Source organism: Ottowia sp. (genome assembly GCF_047601385.1).
GTDB lineage: Bacteria > Pseudomonadota > Gammaproteobacteria > Burkholderiales > Burkholderiaceae_C > Ottowia.
Map to the genome: position 1 here is coordinate 2290793 of NZ_JASGJP010000001.1, position 21658 is coordinate 2312450.

Genomic DNA, 21658 nt, shown 5'->3' on the forward strand with positions numbered 1-21658 from the left:
GCGCTGCTGCGCCGGGAATGCAGTGTGGCGGGAGGGTAACAGCACATTCGGCGTTGCGTTCACGCGGCGCGAGGCGCCCGCAAGCGATCAAATGCCACAGCCATTTGCGCGGGGTTCATCCCCTCCGCGCGGCGGCGCTGCATGAGCTGGTCGAAGCGCTTGCCCAAGTCCGGCACATCGGCACCGTGCGCCAGGGCCAGATTGACAAGATAAGCCTTGACATAGATGGGATGGCGAGGCTCTGCCAGGTCATACGCGAGGAAATCCTCCAGTGTCTTGCACTGGTCGAGTACGGGCACCAGATCGGCTACGAGCCAGTCGCCCAGCGCGGACAACAGACGATCCAGCCCTGCCACCCCGGAAGCGAGGTATTTGCGCAATGTGGCTTGCTTGGGCGAGAAGCCGTGCAGGAAGGTGTTCAACTGCGGCGCGTCCACCACATCGAAGATGATGCGGGTCTGCGGAGCACACACCGCAGCCACCGGCTCAGGCAACTGCGGCTCAATGCGGCAAATCAAATACGCAACAAAGTCGCTGTCCGGATCACCCCTCCAATCGATCTCGATGCGCTGCTCGCCCAGCGGCGTGTCCCGAACCAGCAGGGTCAGCACCTGGTTGCCGCGCGGCGGCGGTGCTTCCAGCGCAAAGCCATGGCCTTGCAGACGGGGCAGAACAAGCGCCTGAAAGCGCCCTTGGACATCGAGCTGCGCCGATGGCGCGGGCGGGGTGGCCGGTGGATGAACCAGGCGCTCCCGGCCCGCATCGGAAAGGCGCCAGGGGCCCGGCACGAAACACTCGCCAGCCTGCTCGTCATAAACGCTCAGCCCCAGATTCACCGCCTCATCGATCAGGCGCGGGTAGAAGCTGCCAGGCAGCGTGTTGGCCAAGCCCAATGACCAGACAACTTCTTCAACGGCACCATCCGGCGCATCCAGCGTCCAGTCAGCCGCAAGCTCCGGCATGGCGGCCTGGATGCGCCGCGCAAGCTCTACAAAACGCGGGTTGGGCGGTGCGGGCTGATGGACCCGCTCGGCGAAGAATGCCTGGGCCTGGGCCCATGTTGCGGGGGTGGGTTGGTGCCATAGGTGAATGACATAGCTCACAAAAACTCCTCTCGCAGCCAGGGTGTCTTAGAAGGTGTTCAAGATCTTGGGGCAGAGCCCCATGGTGTTCACGGAAAATACTACAAAAATAGTAGCTGCAAGCGCTTTATGGAAGGGCGCTAGAGGCCAATTTGGCTCATATCTTTGCCAGCCAGTCCACGCTGCCTGGTCTGCCCGGCAGATTCAGGTTTGCCACGGGCGCGGGGCTGCTTGCCACGCGCCGCCCGCGCCGCCACACGCCCAGGCGCGCGGCGCGCAGGCGGATCGCTTCCACCGGGTTGCGCGCGTGCAGCAGCACGAAGTCGGCATGGCAGCCAGGAACGATGCCGTAGCCTTCCAGGCCCAGCAGTTGCGCGGGGTTCACCGTCACCGCATCGAAGCACTGGCGCATGGCCTGCTGGCTCGTCATCTGCGCCACGTGCAGGCCCATGTGGGTGGCCTCCAGCATGTCGGCGCTGCCGCCCGCGTACCACGGGTCCATCACGCAGTCGTGGCCGAAGGCGACGGTGAGGCCTGCGGCCATCAGCTCGGGCACGCGCGTCATGCCGCGGCGCCTGGGGTAGCTGTCGTGGCGGCCCTGCAGCGTGATGTTGATGAGCGGGTTGGCCACCACGCCGAGCTGCGCCTCGGCCATCAGCGGGATCAGCTTGCTCACGTAGTAGTTGTCCATGCTGTGCATGGAGGTCAGGTGCGAGCCGGTCACGCGGCCGTGCAGGCCCAGGCGCTGGGTTTCGTACGCCAGGGTTTCGACGTGGCGCGAGAGCGGGTCGTCGCTCTCGTCGCAGTGCATGTCCACGCGCTTGCCCTGGTTCGCCGCGATCTCGCAGAGCACGCGCACGCTCTCCGCGCCCTCGGCCATGGTGCGCTCGAAATGGGGAATGCCGCCCACCACGTCCACGCCCAGCGCCAGCGCGCGCTTCAGGCTGTCCAGCGCGCCCGCGCGGCGCAGCACGCCGTCCTGCGGAAAGGCGACGAGCTGCAGGTCGAGGTAGGGCGCCACGCGCCGCTTCACGTCGAGCAGGGCATGCACCGGCAGCAGGCCCGGGTCGCTCGTGTCCACGTGGCTGCGGATGGCGAGCAGGCCGCGCGCCACGGCCCAGTCGCAATAGGCCAGCGCGCGCTCCACGATGGCGTCGTGCGTGAGCGTGGGTTTCAGCTCGCCCCACAGCGCGATGCCCTCCAGCAGCGTGCCGCTCTCGTTCACGCGCGGCTGGCCGTAGCTCAGCGTGGAGTCCATGTGGAAATGCGCGTCGACGAACGGCGGGCTGACCAGCAGGCCGCCCGCATCCACCGTCTCGTGCGCGGGGGCCTTATCGGCGGTAAGGCCCTCGGCCACTTCGGCGATGCGGCCGTCCTGCACGGCAATGGACATGTTCTTGCGGCCGTCGGGCAGGGTGGCGTCGTGGATCAGCAGGTCGAGCATGGTGTCAGCGTTCTCCTTTGCGGTAGGGCTTCATGAGGGCCTGCGGATACGCCGCCCTGCGCGCCACCAGCACCAGCGCCAGGATGGAGAGCAGGTACGGCAGCATCAGATAAGCCTGGTACGGCAGCCACCCGTCGCCGCCCGCCTGTTGCAGCCGCAGCTGCAGCGCGTCGAAAAAGGCGAACAGCAGCGCGCCCAGCAGCGCCTTGCCCGGCCGCCACGAGGCGAACACCACCAGCGCCACGCAGATCCAGCCGCGCCCGTTCACCATGTTGAAGAAGAAGGCGTTGAACGCCGACAGCGTGAGGAAGGCGCCGGCCACGCCCATCAGCGCCGAGCCCGCGACGATGGCGCTGGTGCGCACTGCCGCCACGGGAATGCCCTGGCCTTCGGCCGCCTGCGGGTTCTCGCCCACCATGCGCACGGCCAGGCCCAGCGGCGTGCGGTAGAGCACCCAGCCCAGCAGCGGCACCAGCCCCAGCGCCAGCAGCGTGAGGGGCGTCTGCGCCGAGAGGATGGGCACACCCAGCCACTCCATCGGCGCGAAGGGCGTGATGGTGGGGGGCGTGTTCACCTTGGGAAAGCTCACGCGGTAGCCGTAGTAGCTCAGGGCCGTCGCCAGCAGCGTGATGCCGAGGCCCGAGACGTGCTGCGACAGCGCCAGCCCGACGGTGAGCCACGCATGCAGCAGCCCGAACACCGCGCCCGCGAGGGCGGCCACCCCCACGCCCGTCCACAGCCCGTGCCCCGCATAGACCGTCAGCCAGCCCACGAAAGCGCCGGCCACCATGATCCCTTCGATGCCGAGATTCAGCACGCCCGCGCGCTCGCACAGCAGCACGCCCAGCGTGCCCAGCACGAGCGGCGTGGCAATGCGCAGCGTGGCGATCCAGAACGCGGGGTTGGCGAGGATGTCGAGCAGCTCGGTCATTTCCAGCGCACCCGGTATTGCGCCAGCAGCCCCGCCACCAGCACGGCGATGAGCGACGCGGCGACGATCACGTCGGCGATGTAGGTGGGCACGCCGATGGCGCGGCTCATGCTGTCGGCCCCCACCAGCACGCCCGCCACGAAGACGCCCGCCGCCACCACGCCCAGCGGGTGCAGCCCGGCCAGCATGGCGATCACGATGCCGCTGTAGCCGTAGCCGGGCGACATGTCCAGCGTCACGTAGCCGGTGCGGCCCGCGACCTCGATGGCGCCCGCCAGCCCGGCCAGGCCGCCCGAGAGCAACGCCACCAGCACCACGGTGCGCGTGACCGGCACGCCCGCGAAGGCGGCGGCGCGCGCGTTGGCGCCGGCCGCGCGGATGCGAAAGCCCGGCACCGTGCTCGCCAGCAGCGCCCACAGCAGCACGGCGAGCCCCATGGCGATCAGCAGCCCGGTGTGCAGCCGCGTGCCGGGCACCAGGCGCGACAGTTCCAGGTCGCCCTGCAGCGCCACGCTCTGCGGCCAGCCGAGGGCCAGGGGGTCTTTCATCGGGCCGTCGAGCAGGGCGGAGACGAGCAGCAGCATCACGAAGTTGAGCAGCAGCGTGGTGACGACCTCGTCCACGCCCAGTTTGGCCTTCATGAGCGCCGGGCCCAGCAGCCACGCGGCGCCGGCCAGCGCGGCGGCCAGCAGCATCAGCGCAAAGAGCAGCGCCGGCGGCCACTCCAGCCCCGTGCCGCCGTGCAGCCCGCCCACGGCCACGGCGGCGATGGCGCCAGCGTAGAGCTGGCCTTCGGCCCCGATGTTGAACAGCCGCGCGCGGAAGGCCACGGCGGCGGCCAGGCCGGTGAGGATGAGCGGCGTGGCGCGCGTGAGTGTTTCGGTGAGCGCGAACACCGAGCCGAACGCGCCGCGCGCCAGCAGCGCATAGGTCTGGCCCACGGGCGCGCCGGCCCACAGCACGAGCAGGGTGGAGACGAGCAGCGTGAAGGCCACGGCGCCCACGGGCGCGGCCGCGTAGGCGAGGGGGGAGGTGCGCGCGCGCTTTTCGAGCCTCATGGCGCGGCCCCCGCCATCGCAAGGCCGATGGCCTCGCGCGTCCACTGCGCGGCGGGCAGCGCGCCCGTCAACTGGCCCGCGTGCATCACGGCCACGCGGTCGCCCAGCTGCATGGCTTCATCGAGGTCGTCGGAGATCAGCAGCACGGCCGCGCCCGCGTCGCGCGCGGCGAGCAACTGGCGGTGGACGAAGGTGACGGCGCCGATGTCCAGGCCCCAGGTGGGCTGGTGGGCCACGATCAGGCGCGGCGCGGGGCCATACGCATCCGGGTGCAGCAACGCGCGACCGAGGATGAGCTTCTGCATGTTGCCGCCCGAGAGAGCGCGCGCGGGCGCATCGAGCCCGCCGCCGCGCACGTCATAGGTCTCGACCACGTGGCGCGCGTGCCGGCGTGCGGCGCGGCGCTTGATCCAGCGGCCGGTGAACCAGGCGCGCGCGAACCAGCGGCCGCCCAGGCGTTCGGAGACGGCGTTCTCCCACACCGGCAGATCGCCCACCACGCCCACGGCGTGGCGGTCCTCGGGGATGCGGGCGACGCCCTGGGCGACGAGCCGCGAGGGCTGCGCGCGCAGCGGCTGGCCCAGCAGTTCCGCGCGGCCCTGCGTGGCGGAGCGCACGCCGCAGAGCAGGCCGGCCAGCGCCGCCTGCCCGTTGCCGGAGACGCCCGCGATGGCGGTGATCTCGCCCGCGCGCAGCGTCAGATTTATGCCGTGCAGCGCGTCCCGTCCGCCATCGGTGTGCACGCCTTCCAGCACGCACACCGCATCGCCCACGTGGCGCGCGGGCTGGCGCGCCGTGGTTTCGACGGCATGCCCGACCATCCATTGCGCCAATTGGCCCTGCGTGGTGCCGGCGGCGGGCGCCTCGGCCACCAGCCGGCCCTGGCGCAGCACGGCGACGCGGTGCGACACGCGCAGCACCTCGCCCAGCTTGTGGCTGATGAACAGGATCGACAGCCCCTCGGCCACCATCTGCGCCAGGGTGGCGAACAGGGCCTCGCTCTCCTGCGGGGTGAGCACGGCCGTGGGCTCGTCGAGGATGAGGATGCGCGCGCCGCGGTACAGCGCCTTGAGGATCTCCACGCGCTGGCGCTCGCCCACCGACAGGGTGCCCACGCGCGCGTCCGGAGAAATGGGCAGGCCGAAACGGCGCGACACCGCCAGCAGCCGCTCGCGCGCGGCGGCGCGGCGCGAGAAGGGCTGCCACAGCGGCTCGCTGCCGAGCAGCACGTTCTCCAGCACGGTGAGGTTGTCGGCCAGCGTGAAGTGCTGGTGCACCATGCCGATGCCCGCCGCCAGCGCGGCGCGCGGCTGGCCGGGCGGCAAGGGCTGGCCGAAGACCTCAATGTGCCCTTCGTCGGCCACGTAGTGGCCGAACAGGATGGACATCAGCGTGGACTTGCCCGCGCCGTTCTCGCCCAGCAGCGCCAGCACCTCGCCGCGCGCCAGCGTGAGGCTGATGTGGTCGTTGGCGACGAGGGGGCCGAAGCGCTTGGTGATGCCCGCGAGGCGCAGGACGGTTTCCGTCACCAGGGCAGCGTCATTTGGCGGTGGACTTGGGCTGGCTGTCGTCCACCTTCACGGTGAACTTGCCGGCCAGGATGTCGGCCTCCCTGGCCTTGACCTTGGCGGCCAGATCGGCCGGCACCTTCTTCTCGAACGTGCCCAGGGGCGCGAGAGAGCTGCCCTTGTGCTTCATCAGCGAATAGGGGCCGTAGTCCTCGGCGGTGAACTTGCCCTCCTTCACCAGCTTGATCGCGCGGTCCACGCTCGGCTCCATGTGCCACAGGGCCGATGCGACGACGGTGTCGGGGTACTGCGGCTGGGTGTCGATCACGTTGCCGATGGCGAGCTTGCCGCGCTCCTTGGCCGCGTCGCTCACGCCGATGCGTTCGGCATAGAGCACGTCCGCGCCCTTCTCGATCATGGCAAACGTCGCCTCCTTGGCCTTGGGCGGGTCGAACCAACTGTTGATGAAGGTGATGGTGAACTCCACCTTGGGGTTCACCTCTTTCGCTCCCGCCATCAAGGCGTGCATCAGCCGGTTGACCTCGGGGATGGGAAAGCCGCCCACCATGCCGATTTTGTTCGTCTTGGTCATGCCGCCCGCGATCATGCCGGTGAGGTAGGCGGGCTCCTGGATGTAGTTGTCGAACACGCTGAAGTTGGGCGCCTGCGGCTTGCCCGAGGAGCCCATGACGAAGGCCGTCTTGGGGAAGTCCTTGGCCACCTTGCGCGCGGCGGCCTCCACGCCGAACACCTCGCCGAAGACGAGCTGGCTGCCGCCCGTGGCGTACTCGCGCATCACGCGCTCGTAGTCGGCGTTGGCGACGTTCTCGCTGCTCTTGTATTCGATCTCGCCGCGCGCCTCGGCGGCCTTCAGCGCCTGGTGGATGCGGCTGACCCACTGCTGCTCGTAGGGCACGGTGTAGATGGCGGCGACTTTCAGCTTGGCCTGCGCGAGCGCGCTGCCCGCGAAGCCCAGCGTGCTGGCGATGGCGAGCGAGGTGGCCAGCAGGTGGCCGGTGAAGAGGCGGCGTGAACTCATGCGATATCTCCCGAGAGGAAAGCGGTTGCTACATAAAAAGAAGCTGCCAGCGCTTGTTGGATGGGCGATGGCGGCCTATTTGGTTCCAAAAATCCGGTCGCCCGCGTCGCCCAGGCCGGGCAGGATGTAGCCGTGCGCGTCGAGCTGGCGGTCGATGGCGGCGGTGAAGATCGGCACGTCGGGGTGGGCGCCTTGCAGCGCGGCGATGCCCTCGGGGCAGGCCAGCAGGCAGACGAACTTGATCGAGCGCGGGCCGACCTCCTTCACGCGCTCCACCGCCGCGATGGCGGAGTGGCCGGTGGCCAGCATCGGGTCCACCACGATCACGTCGCGCTCACCCATGTCGGCCGGCAGCTTGAAGTAGTACTCCACCGCGGTCAGCGTGCGCGGGTCGCGGTACAGGCCGACGTGGCCCACGCGCGCGCCGGGCACCACGTCGAGCATGCCGTCCAGGATGCCCAGGCCGGCGCGCAGGATGGCGACGAAGACCAGCTTCTTGCCGTCGATCACCTGGCCGGTGGTGGTCTCCAGCGGCGTCTCGATCTCGATCGGCTGCGTGGGCATGTCGCGCGTGACCTCGTAGGCCATCAGCATCGCCAGCTCCTTGAGCAGGCGGCGGAAGCCGTGGGTGCTGAGGTCCTTCTGGCGCATCAGCGTCAGCTTGTGCTGCACCAGGGGGTGGTCGATCAGGTGGACGGTGCTCATGGGGGTGGGGCTTCCTAGGGTCAGAAGGTGTGAATGAATCCCGCGTGCCCGAAAGGAGTGCCCAAACTCGTCCGATCAAGGCGCAAAGCACAGCCATAGCTCGTGCTATGGCGAGCATTTGCAACGCGGAGCGGGCGGGTTTGGGCGCTCAAGGCGGGCATGTGGGGTTCGTTCACACCTTCTCAGAACACGGTGCCGTCGCTGGCGATGGAAAGTGGTGGCGTGCCGTCACGCAAACGCTGTGCCAGCACCCGGCCGGCGGCCCAGGTGCCGCCTTCCAGCACGCAGGCCAGCGGCAGGGCATCGTCTGCCAGGCCGAGCGCGCGGCACACGCGCGGCGCCAGCTCGTCGAGCAGCGCGACGGTGAGCGCGCGCCACTCCACCACCAGTGCGTCGGCCGGCGTGTACGTGGCCCGCGCCAGCGCCTCGTCCTTCAGGCGCAGCACGCCGCCGTCCAGCAGCAGGCCGCCGTTGCGGTACTCGGGCAGGCCGGTCAGGGCCTCCAGGCCCGCCACCGGGTGGCCGGCCCACGCGAACGGCTCCAGCAGCGAATAGGTGAGCCACTGCGACAGCTTGTGGAACGGCACCCAGCCGGCCGCCGCCCCCTCGCCGCCGGCGGCGGGGTGGCGCCAGCAGTCGCCCAGCGGCACGCCGTGCAGCGCGTTGCCGGCCGGCCAGATGCCGGACAGCGTGTCCAGCAGCAGGCGCAGGATGGCGTGCGCGGCGACGGGCCGGCCGCCGGCCGCCAGCGCATCGAACAGGCCGCCGGGCCCGCCCGCCGGGCCGAACACCGCCGGCTGCGCCGCCAGCGCCGCGCCCAGGCGGCGCAGCAGCGCGGCGCGGCCTTCCAGCCCCACCAGCGGGTTGCCGTCGCCGGCCTGGAAGGCCCGTGCCAGCGCCGCCGCGTCGATGCGCGCCAGCGCCGCCGCGTCGGCCCGCAGCGGCTGCCCCGGCGCGCTGGAGAACAGGCCGCCCATGAAGGCGTGGAAGCTGGCCACGCCCAGCCCTTCGGAGCGGGCGAAGCGCTGGCCGCTGGCGGCCTCGCGCCACGACCAGCCGGGGCCGGCGCCGGCGTCCAGCAGCACGGAGACCACCGCCAGGTCGATCTGCGCGCGCGCGCGCTCGGCCGCCTCGGGCAGGCGCGCATCGAGCTGCGCGCGGCGGTCGATGCCGCCGGCCTCGAAATGGCGCCAGCGGCTGTGGAACGGAATGGCCAGCGCGGGATAGCGCTGGCGCGTGACCTCGGCCACCAGCGCGGCGGTGGGCGCCAGCGCCGCGTCGTCGACGGCGAAGAAGGCCGACCGGCCGGCGCGGGCGCGCGCCAGCAGGCCCCGCGCGCGTTCGCGCACCGTGGCGGTGCTGCGCAGCGCATCGACGGCGCCCAGCACCGAGGCGTCGGCCACGGCAGCGGTCACGCGCCCAGCTCCCGGCCCTTGGTGTGGCGCAGCTGCTCGGCGCTAGGGGCGTCGCCGGGGGTGAAGTAGCCGGCGGCCATCTTGGCGTCCATCTCCACGCGGGCGTCGGCGGGAATCAGGCCGTCGGGGATGTTGACGCGCTCGCCCACCTCGATGCCGGCGCCGGTGATGGCGTCGTACTTCATGTTGCTCATGCTGACCAGGCGGTGGATCTTGCGCACGCCCAGCCAGTGCAGCACGTCGGGCATGAGCTGCTGGAAGCGCATGTCCTGCACGCCGGCCACGCATTCGGTGCGTGCGAAGTACTGGTCGGCGGTGTCGCCCCCGGCCTGGCGCTTGCGCGCGTTGTAGACCAGGAACTTGGTCACCTCGCCCAGCGCGCGGCCCTCCTTGCGGTAGTACACGCACAGGCCCACGCCGCCGCGCTGCGCGCCCTGGATGCATTCCTCGATGGCGTGCGTCAGGTAGGGGCGGCAGGTGCAGATGTCGGAGCCGAACACGTCGGAGCCGTTGCACTCGTCGTGCACGCGCGCCGTCAGCTCGACCGAGGTGTCGGCCAGGTCGGCCGGCCGGCCGAAGATGTAGAGCGTGAGGTGGCCGATGGGCGGCAGGAACACGGTCAGGTCGGGCCGCGTCACCAGCTCGGGGTACATGCCGCCGGTCTCCTCGAACAGCACGCGGCGCAGCTCGGTCTCGGTGCAGCCGAAGCGCTCGGCCACGCCGGGCAGGTGCCACACCGGCTCCACCGCCGCCTTGGTGACCAGCGCGCCGCCGGAGGGCAGCAGCACCTGGCCGTCGGCCGCGAGGCGGCCTTTCTGCATGGCTTCGATGATCTCCGGCAGGATCACGTGCGCCTTGGTCACGGCGATGGTCGGGCGGATGTCGCAGCCGGCCGCCAGCGCGCCGGCGAAGTGGGCGCCGATCTCCGCGCCCCAGGGGTCGAGCGAGACGATGCGGCCCGGCTCGCTCCAGGCCGGATGGGGGCCGATGGTGTCGGTGGGCGCGGTGTTGGTCAGGTCCGGCCGGTGGCGCGGGTCGAGCGCGCCCGCCGCCACGGCCAGCGCGCGGTAGATGCTGTAGCTGCCGCTGTGCGTGCCGATCACGTTGCGGTGCGCGCGGTGGGTGGTGGAGCCGATCACCGGGCCGCGCTCGGCCGGCGTGGCGGCGGCCCAGTGGATGGCCGGGGCGCCCTGCCCGCCGGCGTGCGAGGTCAGGCGGATGTGCCGCGCCGGCGCGGCGGCGGAAGGCGCTGGGGCTGGATCGGGCATGGAACGGTCCTCGTCGGCCTGGGGTTCACGCGGTGCAGGCGGGATGAAGCACATTATGTGCCCAGCCGCTGGGCCCGATGCCATGCAAAAAGGCCGTCTCGCGACGGCCTTTGCCTGCCAGCGGGGCGGCGCCGGGGCCTACAGCTTCACCGCCTGCGGCGCGCCGGTCAGGTAGCCGACGGCGGCGCCGAACTTGTCCTTGTAGTTGGCGTCGATCAGCGGGTCGAGCACGTCCTTCACCTTGGCGTGCAGGCTGCTCCAGTCGCCGGGGTGCTGGAAGTTGCTCATGACGTAGGTCCAGCCGTTCACCTCGTCCACCGCGTGCAGGCCGGTGGATTCGGCGCCGGCGGGCGTGGAGAGGATGCGCGAGAGCGCCTTGGTGTCGACGTTGTAGGCCCACAGGAAGTTGTTGACGTGGTTGCCGCTGTCCTCGCCGATGAACAGGGTGCGCATCTTCTCGGAGAACTTCAGGTTGTCCGGGCTGGCGATCTTGTCCGGGTGGGCGGTGTTGCCCAGCGCGTCGGCGGCGATGTCCTCGCCCATCAGCTCCATGCGCGATCTGGTCGGCACCCATTCGCTGTCGATGGCGGCGCCCTGGTCGTCCTTCACGCCGCCGCCCAGGTGGTGCGCCAGCACGCCGCCGGCCTTCAGGGTCTTGGGGAAGGCCACGTTGTGCCGGGCGTTCCAGACGGCGTCGCCCTCGATCATCGAGGCCTGGATGTTGGCCAGCGCCGAGTAGGCCACCTTGTCCTGGATGTTCAGCGTGGTGCCTTCCATCTTGGTGAAGGCCATGCTGCCGCCGGCCAGGTTGGCGTAGCGGTGGGTCTCCAGGAAGGCGGCGGCCTTCTCCATGCCGGGCTTGAGCCTGATCCAGGCGGCCTTGCCGTCGAGGAAGACCTTGGTGAAGCTCTCGTCCTCGGGATCGGCGGTGAGCGACTCCATGATGTCGGTGGGCTTGAGGCTGTCCGCCATGGCCTCGATCTCGGCGCTGGTGGCATGACCGAGGTGGATCCACTGGATCGCGGCGGTGGAGGTGTCGGTCAGCGTCTCGGTGTAGCGCGCCACGTACAGGTTGCCGGCGGACAGGTCGCGCGCCTTGTCGGCCACGAACATGAACAGGCCGCCGTTGGTGTAGTCGTCGCCCATCAGCGCGGTGCGCTCGTCGGGCATGACGTGGATCAGCTCGTGCGAGATGCGGCCCAGGCAGTAGTGCTTTCTGGCGCTGCCGGTGCCGTCGGGGTGGACGGTGATCTCGGGCAGGTGGCCGTAGTGGTAGGGGTTGGCGGCGGCCTCGTCGCCGAACACGTTCCGGCTGAAGGCCCTGAACTGCGCCGAGGCGGCGGCGGTGAAGGCGTCGGGCTCGTACTCCTCGCTGGACAGGTGGGTGTTCCAGGGCGAGAGGCTGGCGCCGCAGGTGATCCACAGGCCGTGCACGCCGGACATGTCCACGTTGTGGTACTTGACCAGGCTGAGTTGGCCGGTGGCCTGGTCCTGGTCCAGCGTCAGCACGGCGATGGGCGAGGGCAGCACGCCGTAGGTGCTCTGGCCGGCCTGATCGCGGCTGTTGTACTCGAACTGCACGACGAAGAACACCGGCTTGCCCTTGACGCCGTCGACCTTGGCGCCCTCGATGTGGATCAGCGAGGAGCCGTCGGGCGCGTCGGAGAAGAAAGGGCGCTCCTGGCCGGGCACGGAGGCGTCGATGATGGGCTGGTTGCGGATGTCGTAGTAGCCGCCGGCCAGGATCTGGCCGCCCTGGCCGTCGCTCACCAGGTCGCCGGTGACGAAGAAGGGCTGGTACGCCAGGGCCACGTCCTTCCGGCTGTCGTCGTCGTACAGGATGCTCATCACCGCCGTGGTGGAGGTGGTGGCCATGGCGGCGGGGGCCGCCAGGCCGGGGGCGGCCATGTTGGAAAAGCTCACCGACTTGAAGGCGGCGGGCGGGGTGGCGGCGTCATCGTCGCTGCCGCCGCAGGCGGCCAGCAGGCCGGCGGCGGACACCGAGGAGGCCAGGGGCAGCAGCGGCGCGCCGCCCAGGAGTTGCAGAAGGCGGCGGCGTGAGGTCAGCGTCTCGTTCATGTCGATCGGTTCGTGGGGGTGGGTTCGCGGGAGCGGTGCAGCGGATGGCGCGCACCTCCTGACGAACGAGTATCGGCAGCGCCCGTGGCAGCCCGATGACATGAATGTGTCGGAACCATGACGCCCGCGCCGGGCGCCACGAACCCCAAAAACCATAGCTGCCAGCGCTTGCCGGGCGGGCGCTGGAGCCTGTTTTTCTTTAGATTTTCGGAATGCGGATGCGGCTGATCATCAGCGAGCCCGACAGCGCGTACAGCAGCACCAGCGGGTGCAGCGCGCCGCCCAGCACGCGCACCTGCCCGCCCCACAACGCGGGGCCGATGGCGCCCCGCGCGGCGGCCGCGCACAGCAGCGCCACCAGCACGATGGAGGTGGGGATCGGCGTGCCTTCGAAGTACTTCACCTTGCCGGTGCCACCCGACAGCTGCTCGGCCGTGACGTTGAAGCGCGCCAGCCGCGACACCCCGCAGGCGACGAAGAAGCCCAGCACCACGCGGTCCCACAGCCCCTGCATGCCGACGCCGTAGGCGATCAGCGCCGGCGCCACGCCGAAGGAGATGACGTCGGCCAGCGAGTCCAGCTCGCGCCCCAGCAGCGAGGACTTCTGGCGCCAGCGCGCCACGCGGCCGTCCAGCACGTCGAACACCAGCGCCGCCAGCACCAGCGCGCAGGCGTAATAGACGTGCCGGATGTCCTGCACCTGGATGTAGCTGATGATGGCGAACATCGCCCCCACGCCGCACACCGCATTGCCCAGCGTGAACCAGTCCGCGAGGTGGAACTCGCGGATCATGGAGAACGGCTTCGGCCTGAGTCTCGTGCCCCCACGCTCCCCCGCTTCGCGTGGTCCGCTGCCCCCCGAGGGGGCGCTCGCCGCCTTCGGGCGGCCGGGCGGCGGCTCGGGCGCCTTGTGATCGTTCATGATGTATTGACGGCGCGCTCCAGCGCGTCGATGAAGATCGCCGGCACGTCGCAGCCGGTCTGGTCCAGGATCTCGCGGAAGCAGGTGGGGCTGGTGACGTTGATCTCGGTCACCCGGGTGCCGATGATGTCCAGCCCGATCAGCAGCAGCCCGCGCGGCGCCAGCGCCTGGCCGATGGTGCTGGCGGTGGCGCGGTCGGCGTCGGTGATGGGCTGGGCCACGCCCTTGCCGCCGGCCGCCAGGTTGCCGCGCACCTCGCCGCCCTGCGGGATGCGCGCCAGCACCCAGGGCACCGGTTCGCCGTCGATGATCAGGATGCGCTTGTCGCCCTCGGCGATCTCGGGCAGGAACTTCTGCACCATCACGCTGGTGGCGCCGCCCTGGTTCAGCGTCTCGACGATGCTGCCCAGGTTCAGGCCGTCTTCCTTCACGCGGAAGATGCCCATGCCGCCCATGCCGTCCAGGGGCTTGAGGATGATGTCGCGGTGCTCGGCGTGGAAGGCGCGGATGTCGGCCTCGGCGCGCGTGACCAGCGTGGGGCCGATGAACTGCGGCCATTCCATGATGGCCAGCTTCTCCGGGTGGTCGCGCAGCGCGGCCGGCTTGTTGAACACGCGCGCGCCCTCGCGCTCGGCCTGCTCCAGCAGGTGGGTGGCGTAGATGTATTCGGCGTCGAAGGGCGGGTCCTTGCGCATCAGCACGGCGCCGAAGTCCTTCAGCGGCACCTGTTCGCGCGGCGCCTCGGTGAACCACGCGGCGGCGTCGCCCGTCAGCGTGATCGGCCGCACGCGGGCCTGCACCACGCCGCCCGACCGCCAGTGCACGTCGCCCGGCTCGCAGGCGGAAATGCGGTGGCCACGCCGCTGGGCCTCACGCATCATCGAGAAGGTGGTGTCCTTGGTGGTCTTGAAGTGCTCGAGCGGGTCGGCGATGAACAGCAGGTTCATGGTGGTGCAGGGTGGGTAGCGCTGCCGCGCGGGCCAAAAGGCCGATCTTGCCGCATCACGGCGCCCCGCGCGCGGCGGCGGGTTTGCGCGCCATCACGGCCAGCGCCACGGCGCCCGCCACCACGCCCCAGAAGGCCGAGCCGATGCCGCCCAGCGTCACGCCCGAGGCGGTGACCAGGAAGGTGATCAGCGCCGGCTCGCGGTGCGCCTCGTTCTGCAGCGCCGCCACCAGCCCGCCGCCGATGGTGGACAGCAGCGCCAGCCCGGCGATGGCGGCCACCAGCTCCTTGGGGAAGGCGATCAGCAGCCCCGCCACGGCGGCGCCGAACAGGCCCACCAGCAGGTACAGCACGCCGCAGGTGACGGCGGCGGTGTAGCGCCGCGCCGGGTCGGGGTGCGCCTCGGGGCCCATGCAGATGGCGGCGGTGATGGCGCTCAGGTTCAGCGCGTAGCCACCGAAGGGCGCCAGCAACAGCGTGGCGACGCCCGTCATGCCGATCAGCCGGCTCACCGGCAGGGCGTAGCCGGTGGCGCGCATCACCGCCACGCCGGGCACGTTCTGCGACGCCATGGTCACCACGAACAGCGGCAGCGCCAGGCTGACGGCCGCCTGCCAGGTGAACACCGGCGTGGTCCACACCGGCTGCGCCCATTCCCAGCGCACCGCCGTCCAGGCGATGTGGCCCTGCGCGGCGGCCACCACGATGGAGACCAGCAGCGTCAGCGGCACGGCGTAGCGTGGCAGCCAGCGCTTGCCCAGCAGGTAGGCCGCCAGCATGGCCAGCACCAGCGGCAGCGCGGTCTGTGCGGCACTGAAGGCGGCCATGCCGAAGTGGGCCAGCACGCCGGCCAGCAGGCCCGAGGCAATGGCCATGGGGATGCGGTTCATCACGCGCTCGAACCAGCCCGTGGCCCCGGCCAGCGTGATCAGCAGCGCGCAGACGATGAAGGCGCCTGTGGCCTGCGCCAGGTCGAACCCGGCGCCGGCGCTGGCCAGCACCGCCGCGCCTGGCGTGCTCCAGGCCACCATCACCGGCTTGCGCAGGATCAGCGAAGGGATCGCCGTGGCCAGCCCCATGCCGATGCCCAGCGCCCACATCCACGAGGCCAGCACCGCCTCCGACGCGCCGAACGCCTGCGCGGCCTGGAACACCAGCGCCACCGAGCTGGTGAAGCCGACCAGCACGGCCACGAAGCCGGCGCTGGCGGCCGACACGCTCCAGTCCTGAAAGAATCGCATCGGGCGATTGTGCCGAATGCGGTGGGCGCCGGTTTGCTACGCTTTAGGTAGCTGCCTGCGCTGACTGGTCGGGCGCTGGAGCCACTTTTTATTCATAAGGCGCGGGCTAGATCTCGACTTTGCTGCCCAGCTCCACCACCGCGTTGCTCGGCAGGTTCAGGAACTCGGCCGCTCCGGTGGCGCTGTGGTGCATCTGGGCGAACAGCTTCTCGCGCCACGGCGCCAGGCCCGAGCCCAGCGTGGGCGTGACGATGTCGCGCGAGAGGAAGTAGCTGGTCGTCATCGGGTTGAGTTGGATGCCGCGGCCGGTGATCAGGGCCAGCGCCTTGGGCAGGTCGGGGTCGTTCTTGAAGCCGTAGTGCACCGTCACCTGCCAGCAGTCGCGCCCCAGCGGCTCCACCTCCAGCCGCTTGGCCAGGCCGATCCAGGGCACCTCGTGGTTGCGCACGGTGACGAACAGGTTCTGCTCGTGCAGCACCTTGTTGTGCTTGAGGTTGTGCATCAGCGCGTTGGGCACGATGCCGGGCTGCGCGCTCAGGAACACCGCCGTGCCCGGCACCCGCGTGGGCGGGCTGACGAACACCGACTCCAGGAAGGACGCGAGGTCGATGGCGCTCTCGCGCAGCGTGCGGGCGAGCAGATCGCGCCCGTCCTTCCAGGTGGTCATCAGCGTGAACACCGCGCCGCCGATCAGCAGCGGGAACCAGCCGCCCTCGGTCAGCTTCAGCAGGTTGGAGCTGAAGAACGCCAGGTCGATGGCGAAGAAGAAGCCCGTCGCCAGCACGCACAGTGCCAGCGGGTAGCCCCAGCCGTAGCGGATGACGAAGAAGGTCAGCACGGTGGTGATCAGCATGTCCAGCGTCACCGCGATGCCGTAGGCCGCCGCCAGGTTGCTGGACGAGCGGAACAGCACCACCGCCAGCACGATCATCACGAACAGGCTCCAGTTGACGAAGGGCATGTAGATCTGCCCCTTGTCGCGCGCGCTGGTGTGGCGCACCTGCAGGCGCGGCAGGTAGTCGAGCTGGATCACCTGCTTGGTGACGCTGAAGGCGCCGGTGATGAGCGCCTGCGAGGCGATCACGGTGGCCAGGGTCGCCAGGCCGACCAGCGGCAGCAGCAGCGGCTCGGGCGCCATGTGGAAGAACGGGTTATTCACCGCCTCGGGCTCGGCCAGCAGCAGCGCGCCCTGGCCGAAGTAGTTGAGCGTGAGCGCCGGCATGACGATGGAGAACCAGGCCACGCGGATCGGCTGCTTGCCGAAGTGCCCCAGGTCGGCGTAGAGCGCCTCGCCGCCGGTCACGCACAGCACCACCGCGCCCAGGATGATGAAGGCGGTGCCCGGCTGGCGCCAGACGAAACCCAGCGCGTGGTGCGGGCTCAAAGCGCGCAGGATCTCCGGGTGGCCGACGATGTGGTGCACGCCCAGCGCCGCGATGGCGAAGAACCAGACCAGCGTGACCGGCCCGAAGAAGCGCCCGATGCCCGCCGTGCCGCGCTTCTGCACCCAGAACAGCAGGAACAGGATCACCAGCGTGAGCGGGATCACCGCCTTGCGGAAATGCGGCGAGACCACCTCCAGCCCCTCCACCGCCGACAGCACCGAGATGGCGGGCGTGATGACCCCGTCGCCGTAGAACAGGCAGGTGCCGAAGATGCCGATCAGCAGCATCCACTTGCGCAGCGCCGGCGCCTTGTGCTTGACCGACTGCGAGGCCAGCGCCAGCATGGCCACCAGGCCGCCCTCGCCGTGGTTGTCGGCGCGCAGCACCAGGGTCACGTACTTCAGCGAGACGATGACCGTGAGCGTCCAGAAGATGATGGACAGCACGCCGTAGACGTTGGCATGCGTGAACGGCACGTGGCCGGAGCCGAAGATTTCCTTGACGGCATACAGGACGCTGGTGCCGATGTCGCCGTAGACGACGCCGATCGCGCCCAGGGTCAGCGCGGCGAGGGAGGATTTGGGGGCGGCCAAGAAAGCGGTGGCGGAGCGCGGATGCGCCATTGTGCGCCGGCCGCGGCCGGCGCGCCGGGCGTCAGGCGATGGCCTGCAACTCCGGGTCGGTCGCTTCCAGCTCGTAGCTGGCGGCCACCAGGGCCAGCCGGCCGATCACGCCGTACATGTAGAAGCGGTTGGGCGCGCTGGCGCCGGCGCGCACGCCCGGCTTGGGCAGCTGCCCGCCGCCGGCGAACGCCAGCGGCACGAAGCGGGCGCCGGGGGCGCTGAGGTTCTCGTCCTCGCCGCGCTCGGCGTGCACGCGGTAGAAGCCGCCCACCACGTAGCGGTCGATCATGTAGACCACCGGCTCGGCCACCGCGTCGTGGATGCGCTCGTGCGCCAGCACGCCCTCCTGGATGATGACCTCGCCGCGCGGCACGGCCGCCGCCGACAGGCCGTCGCGCGGCGGCTTGCGGCCGAGCTGGTCGAGGTCCTTCACGTCGCGCACCGTCATGATGCCCATGCCGTGCGTGCCCTGATCGGCCTTGACGACGACGAAGGGCTTCTCGCCGATGCCGTATTCCTTGTACTTGCGGCGCACCTTGGTCAGCAGCGCATCGACGTTGGTGCGCAGGCATTCGCCGCCCTGCGGCTCGTGGATGTCGATCTCGCCGCAGGTGGCGAACAGCGGGTTGATCAGCCAGGGGTCGATGCCGATCAGCTTGCCGAAGCGCTTGCTCACCTCCTCGTAGCTCTGGAAGTGGCGGCTCTTGCGGCGCACGCTCCAGCCGGCCTGCAGGGGCGGCAGCAGGTACTGCTCGTGCAGTTCCTCCAGGATGCCGGGCGCGCCGGCGGCCAGGTCGTTGTTGAGCAGGATGGTGCAGGGGTCGAAGTTCTTCAGGCCCAGCCGGAAGCGCTGGCGCTGCGCGGGCTCCAGGGTCAGCGTCTCGCCGTCGGGCAGGGGCACCACGGCGCTGCGCTTGAGCGCCGGGTCGATGGAGCCGAAGCGCACGTTCAGCCCGGCCATGCGGAAGATCTCCTGCAGGCGCTGCAGGCTGGCCAGGTAGAAGCTGGAGGGCTTGCCGTTCTCGGGCACCACGAGCAGGTTGCGCGCCTCGGGGCAGATCTTCTCGATCGCCGCCTGCGCCGCCTGCACCGCCAGCGGCAGCATCTCGGGCGAGAGGTTGTGCCAGCCGTCGGGGTAGAGGTTGGTGTCCACCGGCGCCAGCTTGAAGCCGGCGTTGCGGATGTCCACCGAGCAGTAGATGGGCGGCGTGTGCTCCATCCACTCCAGGCGGAACCAGCGCTCGATCACCGGCGTGGCGTCGAGGATGCGCTGCTCCAGCTCGTTGATGGGGCCGGTCAGCGCGGTGATGAGGTGGGGGACCATGACGCCGCAGTGTAACGGCGGCGCATGGCCGGGTCGGCGCCTCAGGTGCGGATTTCGCCCTCGCCCAGCACGATCCACTTCAGCGAGGTCAGCCCCTCGATGCCGACCGGGCCGCGGGCGTGGAGCTTGTCGGTGCTGATGCCGATCTCGGCGCCCAGGCCGTACTCGAAGCCGTCGGCGAAGCGCGTGCTGGCGTTGACCATCACGCTGGCCGAATCCACCTCGCGCAGGAAGCGCTGCGCGTGCCGGTGGTCGGTGGTGAGGATGGCGTCGGTGTGGTGGCTGGAATAGCGGTTGACGTGCGCGATGGCTTCCTGAAGCCCCGCCACCACCTTGATGCTGATGATGGGCGCGAGGTATTCCTCCGCCCAGTCGGATTCCTGCGCGGGCACCACGTTTGCTTCAATTTCAGTAGCTGCCGGCGCTTGACTGGCGGGCGCTGGAGGCACTTTTTGCTTGAGAATCGCCAGCGCCTCGGGGTCGCAGCGCATCTGCACGCCCTTGGCCGCGAACACGGCGCCGATGCGCGGCAGGAAGGCCGCTGCCACGCCGCGCGCCACCAGCAGGCTCTCGGTGGCGTTGCAGGGGCTGTACTTCTGCGTCTTGGCGTTGTCGGTGACCTTGACCGCCAGGTCCAGGTCGCAGGGGTCGTCCACGTAGGTGTGGCAGTTGCCGTCCAGGTGCTTGATGACGGGCACCTTCGCTTCCGCGCTGATGCGTTCGATCAAGCCCTTGCCGCCGCGCGGGATGATCACGTCCACGTACTCGGGCATGGCGATCAGCCGGCCGACGGCGGCGCGGTCGGTGGTCTGCACCAGTTGCACCGCGTCCTCGGGCAGGCCGGCCTCGGCCAGCGCGGCGCGCACCAGCGCGGCCAGCGCCTTGTTGGAATCGATGGCCTCGGAGCCGCCGCGCAGGATGGCGGCGTTGCCGCTCTTGATCGCCAGGCTCGCCGCCTCGATGGTCACGTTCGGCCGGCTCTCGTAGACCATGCCGAACACGCCGATGGGCACGCGCATCTGCCCCACGCGGATGCCGCTGGGCTGCTCTTTCAGGCCGATGACGTCGCCGATCACGTCGGGCATGGCGGCAAGCTGCTCGCAGCCCTGGGCGCACGTCTCGATCGCCTGGGGCGTGAGCCGCAGCCGATCCACCATCGGCGCCGCCAGGCCGGCGGCCTCGGCGCGCGCCAGGTCGAGCGCGTTGGCCTCGGCCAGCGGCGCGCCGGCCTCGCGCAGGCGGCGCGCCAGGGCACGCAGGGCGGCGCTCTTGCGCGCGGCGCCGGCGCGCGCCATCTGCGCGGCGGCCGTGCGGGCCTGCAGCCCGAGGGCCTGCATGTGTTCGGCGACGTTGAAGGCGTTCATGGGGGCGGATTTTCGCACCCCGGGGCACTGAACAGGCGCTCAGAGCAGCGGCGTCGGCCGCAGCGGCCGCTCGAAATAGTCGCCCAGCCGCTCCAGCGCATGCGGCTGAAGGATCTGCAGCACACCGCCCTCCAGCCGATGCAGGCCCAGGCGCTGCAGCTTGCGCAGCGTCTTGTTGGTGTGCACCAGCGACAGGCCCAGCGCATCGGCCAGGTGCTGCTGCGAAAGGGGGAAGGCCACGCAGCCGTGCGTGGCCATGCCCACCCGCTCGGCGCGGCGGTACAGGTGCAGCAGCAGCATCGCCACGCGCTCGGCGGCGCTGCGGCGGCCGGCGCTGACGAGGTTGTCGTCGACGAACTTCTCCTCGTTGGCCACCATCCAGGTGATGGCGTAGCCCAGGCGGGGCTGCCCGTGGAAGAAGGCCCACAGGCCCTCGCGCGGGTAGACGGCCAGCACCACGTCGGTGGCCGCCTCCACGCCGTAGGTGGTGCCTTCGACGAACTCGTCCTGCAAGCCGATGAAGTCGCCCGGCAGCAGGAAGCTGAGGATCTGCCGGCGGCCGTCGCTCAGCGTCTTGTAGCGGAAGGCCCAGCCCTCGCAGAGGGTGAACAGCCAGGGGCTGCGGCGATGCTCCTCGATGAGGGTGCGGCCGGCCCCGGCGCTGCGCACGCCGCGGCGGAAGGCCTCGATGGCCGCGCGCTCGGCCGCGCTCACGGGCAGGAAGGCCGGGTTCGCCCGCAGGGCGTCGAGCATGGCATCGGCTTCGGCGCCGGAAGGCTGCAGGTCTGTGTCCACGCGCGGGACTATAAGCGCTCGCCTCCCATGTCTTTTGACGTTTGCAACGGCCATGCCGCGCTCTACAGTCGCCTCTCCCACAGCACCATTGCGGCGGAAGAATTGCACCTCTACGAATTTCTCTATTGCAGCACCCTGGCCGAAGGCCAGTCGCCCACGGTGGTCGGGCAGATCCTGGCGCGCGCCCGGCCGCACAACGCGGCGCACGGCATCACCGGGCTGCTGGTGTTCGACGGCCAGCACTTCTGCCAGCACCTGGAAGGGCCGCGGGCGCCGCTGGAGGCGCTGATGGCGCGCATCGCCGGCGATCCGCGCCACACCGGCGTGTGCATCTGTCACGAGGGGCCGCTGGCCGAGCGGCGCTACCAGCGTTTCGACATGGGCTACGCACAGGCCGAGGGCACCGAGGAGATCGAGGCGCTGTTCACCCTGCGCGACGCCGCCGCGCTGGCCCGCTTCCTGGCGCTGCGGCCGGACTTCGACGTCCACGGCGGCTGAGCGGCCGCGCCCCGCTGGCGGGGTGCTGAAG

At 70.4% G+C, this 21658-nt stretch carries 18 protein-coding genes; 1 reads left to right on the top strand and 17 read right to left on the bottom strand.

What is annotated here, in order from left to right; all coding sequences use genetic code 11:
* Window positions 1-59 precede the first annotated feature (59 nt).
* From QM772_RS11200 to QM772_RS11280, 17 genes are all read right to left on the bottom strand, one after another.
* On the bottom strand, window positions 60-1103 hold the full coding sequence (locus tag QM772_RS11200; protein WP_415136442.1) for a hypothetical protein: 1044 nt from the start codon (window positions 1101-1103) through the stop codon (window positions 60-62).
* A gap of 136 nt (window positions 1104-1239) precedes the next feature.
* Window positions 1240-2526, bottom strand: a complete 1287-nt coding sequence (locus QM772_RS11205; RefSeq protein ID WP_415136444.1) for an amidohydrolase family protein — start codon at window positions 2524-2526, stop codon at window positions 1240-1242.
* 4 nt (window positions 2527-2530) lie between these two features.
* A complete protein-coding gene (locus tag QM772_RS11210) occupies window positions 2531-3457 on the bottom strand; it encodes an ABC transporter permease (protein ID WP_415136446.1) in 927 nt (308 codons plus the stop codon).
* A complete protein-coding gene (locus QM772_RS11215) occupies window positions 3454-4515 on the bottom strand; it encodes an ABC transporter permease (RefSeq protein WP_415136448.1) in 1062 nt (353 codons plus the stop codon). Before QM772_RS11215 ends, QM772_RS11210 begins: the two co-directional genes overlap by 4 nt.
* The gene (locus QM772_RS11220) at window positions 4512-6047 is read right to left on the bottom strand and encodes an ABC transporter ATP-binding protein (RefSeq protein WP_415139566.1); all 1536 of its coding nucleotides are present in this window, start codon (window positions 6045-6047) and stop codon (window positions 4512-4514) included. Before QM772_RS11220 ends, QM772_RS11215 begins: the two co-directional genes overlap by 4 nt.
* A 7-nt stretch (window positions 6048-6054) precedes the next feature.
* The gene (locus tag QM772_RS11225; protein WP_415136450.1) at window positions 6055-7062 is read right to left on the bottom strand and encodes a BMP family protein; all 1008 of its coding nucleotides are present in this window, start codon (window positions 7060-7062) and stop codon (window positions 6055-6057) included.
* Between the two features lie 75 nt (window positions 7063-7137).
* A complete protein-coding gene (gene upp / locus QM772_RS11230; protein ID WP_415136452.1) occupies window positions 7138-7767 on the bottom strand; it encodes a uracil phosphoribosyltransferase in 630 nt (209 codons plus the stop codon).
* A gap of 182 nt (window positions 7768-7949) precedes the next feature.
* Complete coding sequence (locus QM772_RS11235; protein WP_415136454.1) at window positions 7950-9182, bottom strand: DUF1688 family protein; 1233 nt, start codon at window positions 9180-9182, stop codon at window positions 7950-7952.
* Complete coding sequence (locus tag QM772_RS11240; protein WP_415136456.1) at window positions 9179-10450, bottom strand: GTP cyclohydrolase II; 1272 nt, start codon at window positions 10448-10450, stop codon at window positions 9179-9181. The genes QM772_RS11235 and QM772_RS11240 overlap by 4 nt, the downstream gene beginning before the upstream one ends.
* Window positions 10451-10588: 138 nt before the next feature.
* Window positions 10589-12529, bottom strand: coding sequence for a PhoX family protein (locus tag QM772_RS11245; protein WP_415136458.1), 1941 nt, complete (start codon window positions 12527-12529; stop codon window positions 10589-10591).
* A 199-nt stretch (window positions 12530-12728) separates the two neighbouring features.
* Complete coding sequence (gene pssA, locus QM772_RS11250; protein ID WP_415136460.1) at window positions 12729-13322, bottom strand: CDP-diacylglycerol--serine O-phosphatidyltransferase; 594 nt, start codon at window positions 13320-13322, stop codon at window positions 12729-12731.
* Window positions 13323-13447: 125 nt separating this feature from the next.
* A complete protein-coding gene (gene gshB / locus QM772_RS11255; RefSeq protein ID WP_415136462.1) occupies window positions 13448-14398 on the bottom strand; it encodes a glutathione synthase in 951 nt (316 codons plus the stop codon).
* A gap of 55 nt (window positions 14399-14453) precedes the next feature.
* A complete protein-coding gene (locus tag QM772_RS11260; RefSeq protein WP_415136464.1) occupies window positions 14454-15638 on the bottom strand; it encodes a benzoate/H(+) symporter BenE family transporter in 1185 nt (394 codons plus the stop codon).
* 106 nt (window positions 15639-15744) lie between these two features.
* Window positions 15745-17616, bottom strand: coding sequence for a potassium transporter Kup (locus QM772_RS11265; RefSeq protein WP_415136466.1), 1872 nt, complete (start codon window positions 17614-17616; stop codon window positions 15745-15747).
* A 61-nt stretch (window positions 17617-17677) separates the two neighbouring features.
* Window positions 17678-18970, bottom strand: a complete 1293-nt coding sequence (gene gshA, locus QM772_RS11270; protein WP_415136468.1) for a glutamate--cysteine ligase — start codon at window positions 18968-18970, stop codon at window positions 17678-17680.
* Between the two features lie 41 nt (window positions 18971-19011).
* Complete coding sequence (locus QM772_RS11275) at window positions 19012-20334, bottom strand: glutamate-5-semialdehyde dehydrogenase (protein ID WP_415136470.1); 1323 nt, start codon at window positions 20332-20334, stop codon at window positions 19012-19014.
* Between the two features lie 39 nt (window positions 20335-20373).
* Window positions 20374-21129 (bottom strand): Crp/Fnr family transcriptional regulator, encoded by a 756-nt coding sequence (locus tag QM772_RS11280; RefSeq protein WP_415136472.1) that lies wholly within the window; start codon window positions 21127-21129, stop codon window positions 20374-20376.
* A 27-nt stretch (window positions 21130-21156) separates the two neighbouring features.
* On the opposite strand from QM772_RS11280, the gene QM772_RS11285 reads away from it, so the two are divergent.
* A complete protein-coding gene (locus QM772_RS11285) occupies window positions 21157-21627 on the top strand; it encodes a BLUF domain-containing protein (protein ID WP_415136474.1) in 471 nt (156 codons plus the stop codon).
* Window positions 21628-21658 lie beyond the last annotated feature (31 nt).

Coding starts and splice junctions, on each gene's coding strand:
- QM772_RS11285 (WP_415136474.1), top strand. CDS start 21,157: ATGTCTTTTGACGTTTGCAACGGCCATGCCGCGCTCTACAGTCGCCTC.
- gshB (WP_415136462.1), bottom strand. CDS start 14,398: ATGAACCTGCTGTTCATCGCCGACCCGCTCGAGCACTTCAAGACCACC.
- upp (WP_415136452.1), bottom strand. CDS start 7,767: ATGAGCACCGTCCACCTGATCGACCACCCCCTGGTGCAGCACAAGCTG.
- QM772_RS11240 (WP_415136456.1), bottom strand. CDS start 10,450: ATGCCCGATCCAGCCCCAGCGCCTTCCGCCGCCGCGCCGGCGCGGCAC.
- QM772_RS11260 (WP_415136464.1), bottom strand. CDS start 15,638: ATGCGATTCTTTCAGGACTGGAGCGTGTCGGCCGCCAGCGCCGGCTTC.
- pssA (WP_415136460.1), bottom strand. CDS start 13,322: ATGATCCGCGAGTTCCACCTCGCGGACTGGTTCACGCTGGGCAATGCG.
- QM772_RS11225 (WP_415136450.1), bottom strand. CDS start 7,062: ATGAGTTCACGCCGCCTCTTCACCGGCCACCTGCTGGCCACCTCGCTC.
- gshA (WP_415136468.1), bottom strand. CDS start 18,970: ATGGTCCCCCACCTCATCACCGCGCTGACCGGCCCCATCAACGAGCTG.
- QM772_RS11215 (WP_415136448.1), bottom strand. CDS start 4,515: ATGAGGCTCGAAAAGCGCGCGCGCACCTCCCCCCTCGCCTACGCGGCC.
- QM772_RS11275 (WP_415136470.1), bottom strand. CDS start 20,334: ATGAACGCCTTCAACGTCGCCGAACACATGCAGGCCCTCGGGCTGCAG.
- QM772_RS11205 (WP_415136444.1), bottom strand. CDS start 2,526: ATGCTCGACCTGCTGATCCACGACGCCACCCTGCCCGACGGCCGCAAG.
- QM772_RS11210 (WP_415136446.1), bottom strand. CDS start 3,457: ATGACCGAGCTGCTCGACATCCTCGCCAACCCCGCGTTCTGGATCGCC.
- QM772_RS11245 (WP_415136458.1), bottom strand. CDS start 12,529: ATGAACGAGACGCTGACCTCACGCCGCCGCCTTCTGCAACTCCTGGGC.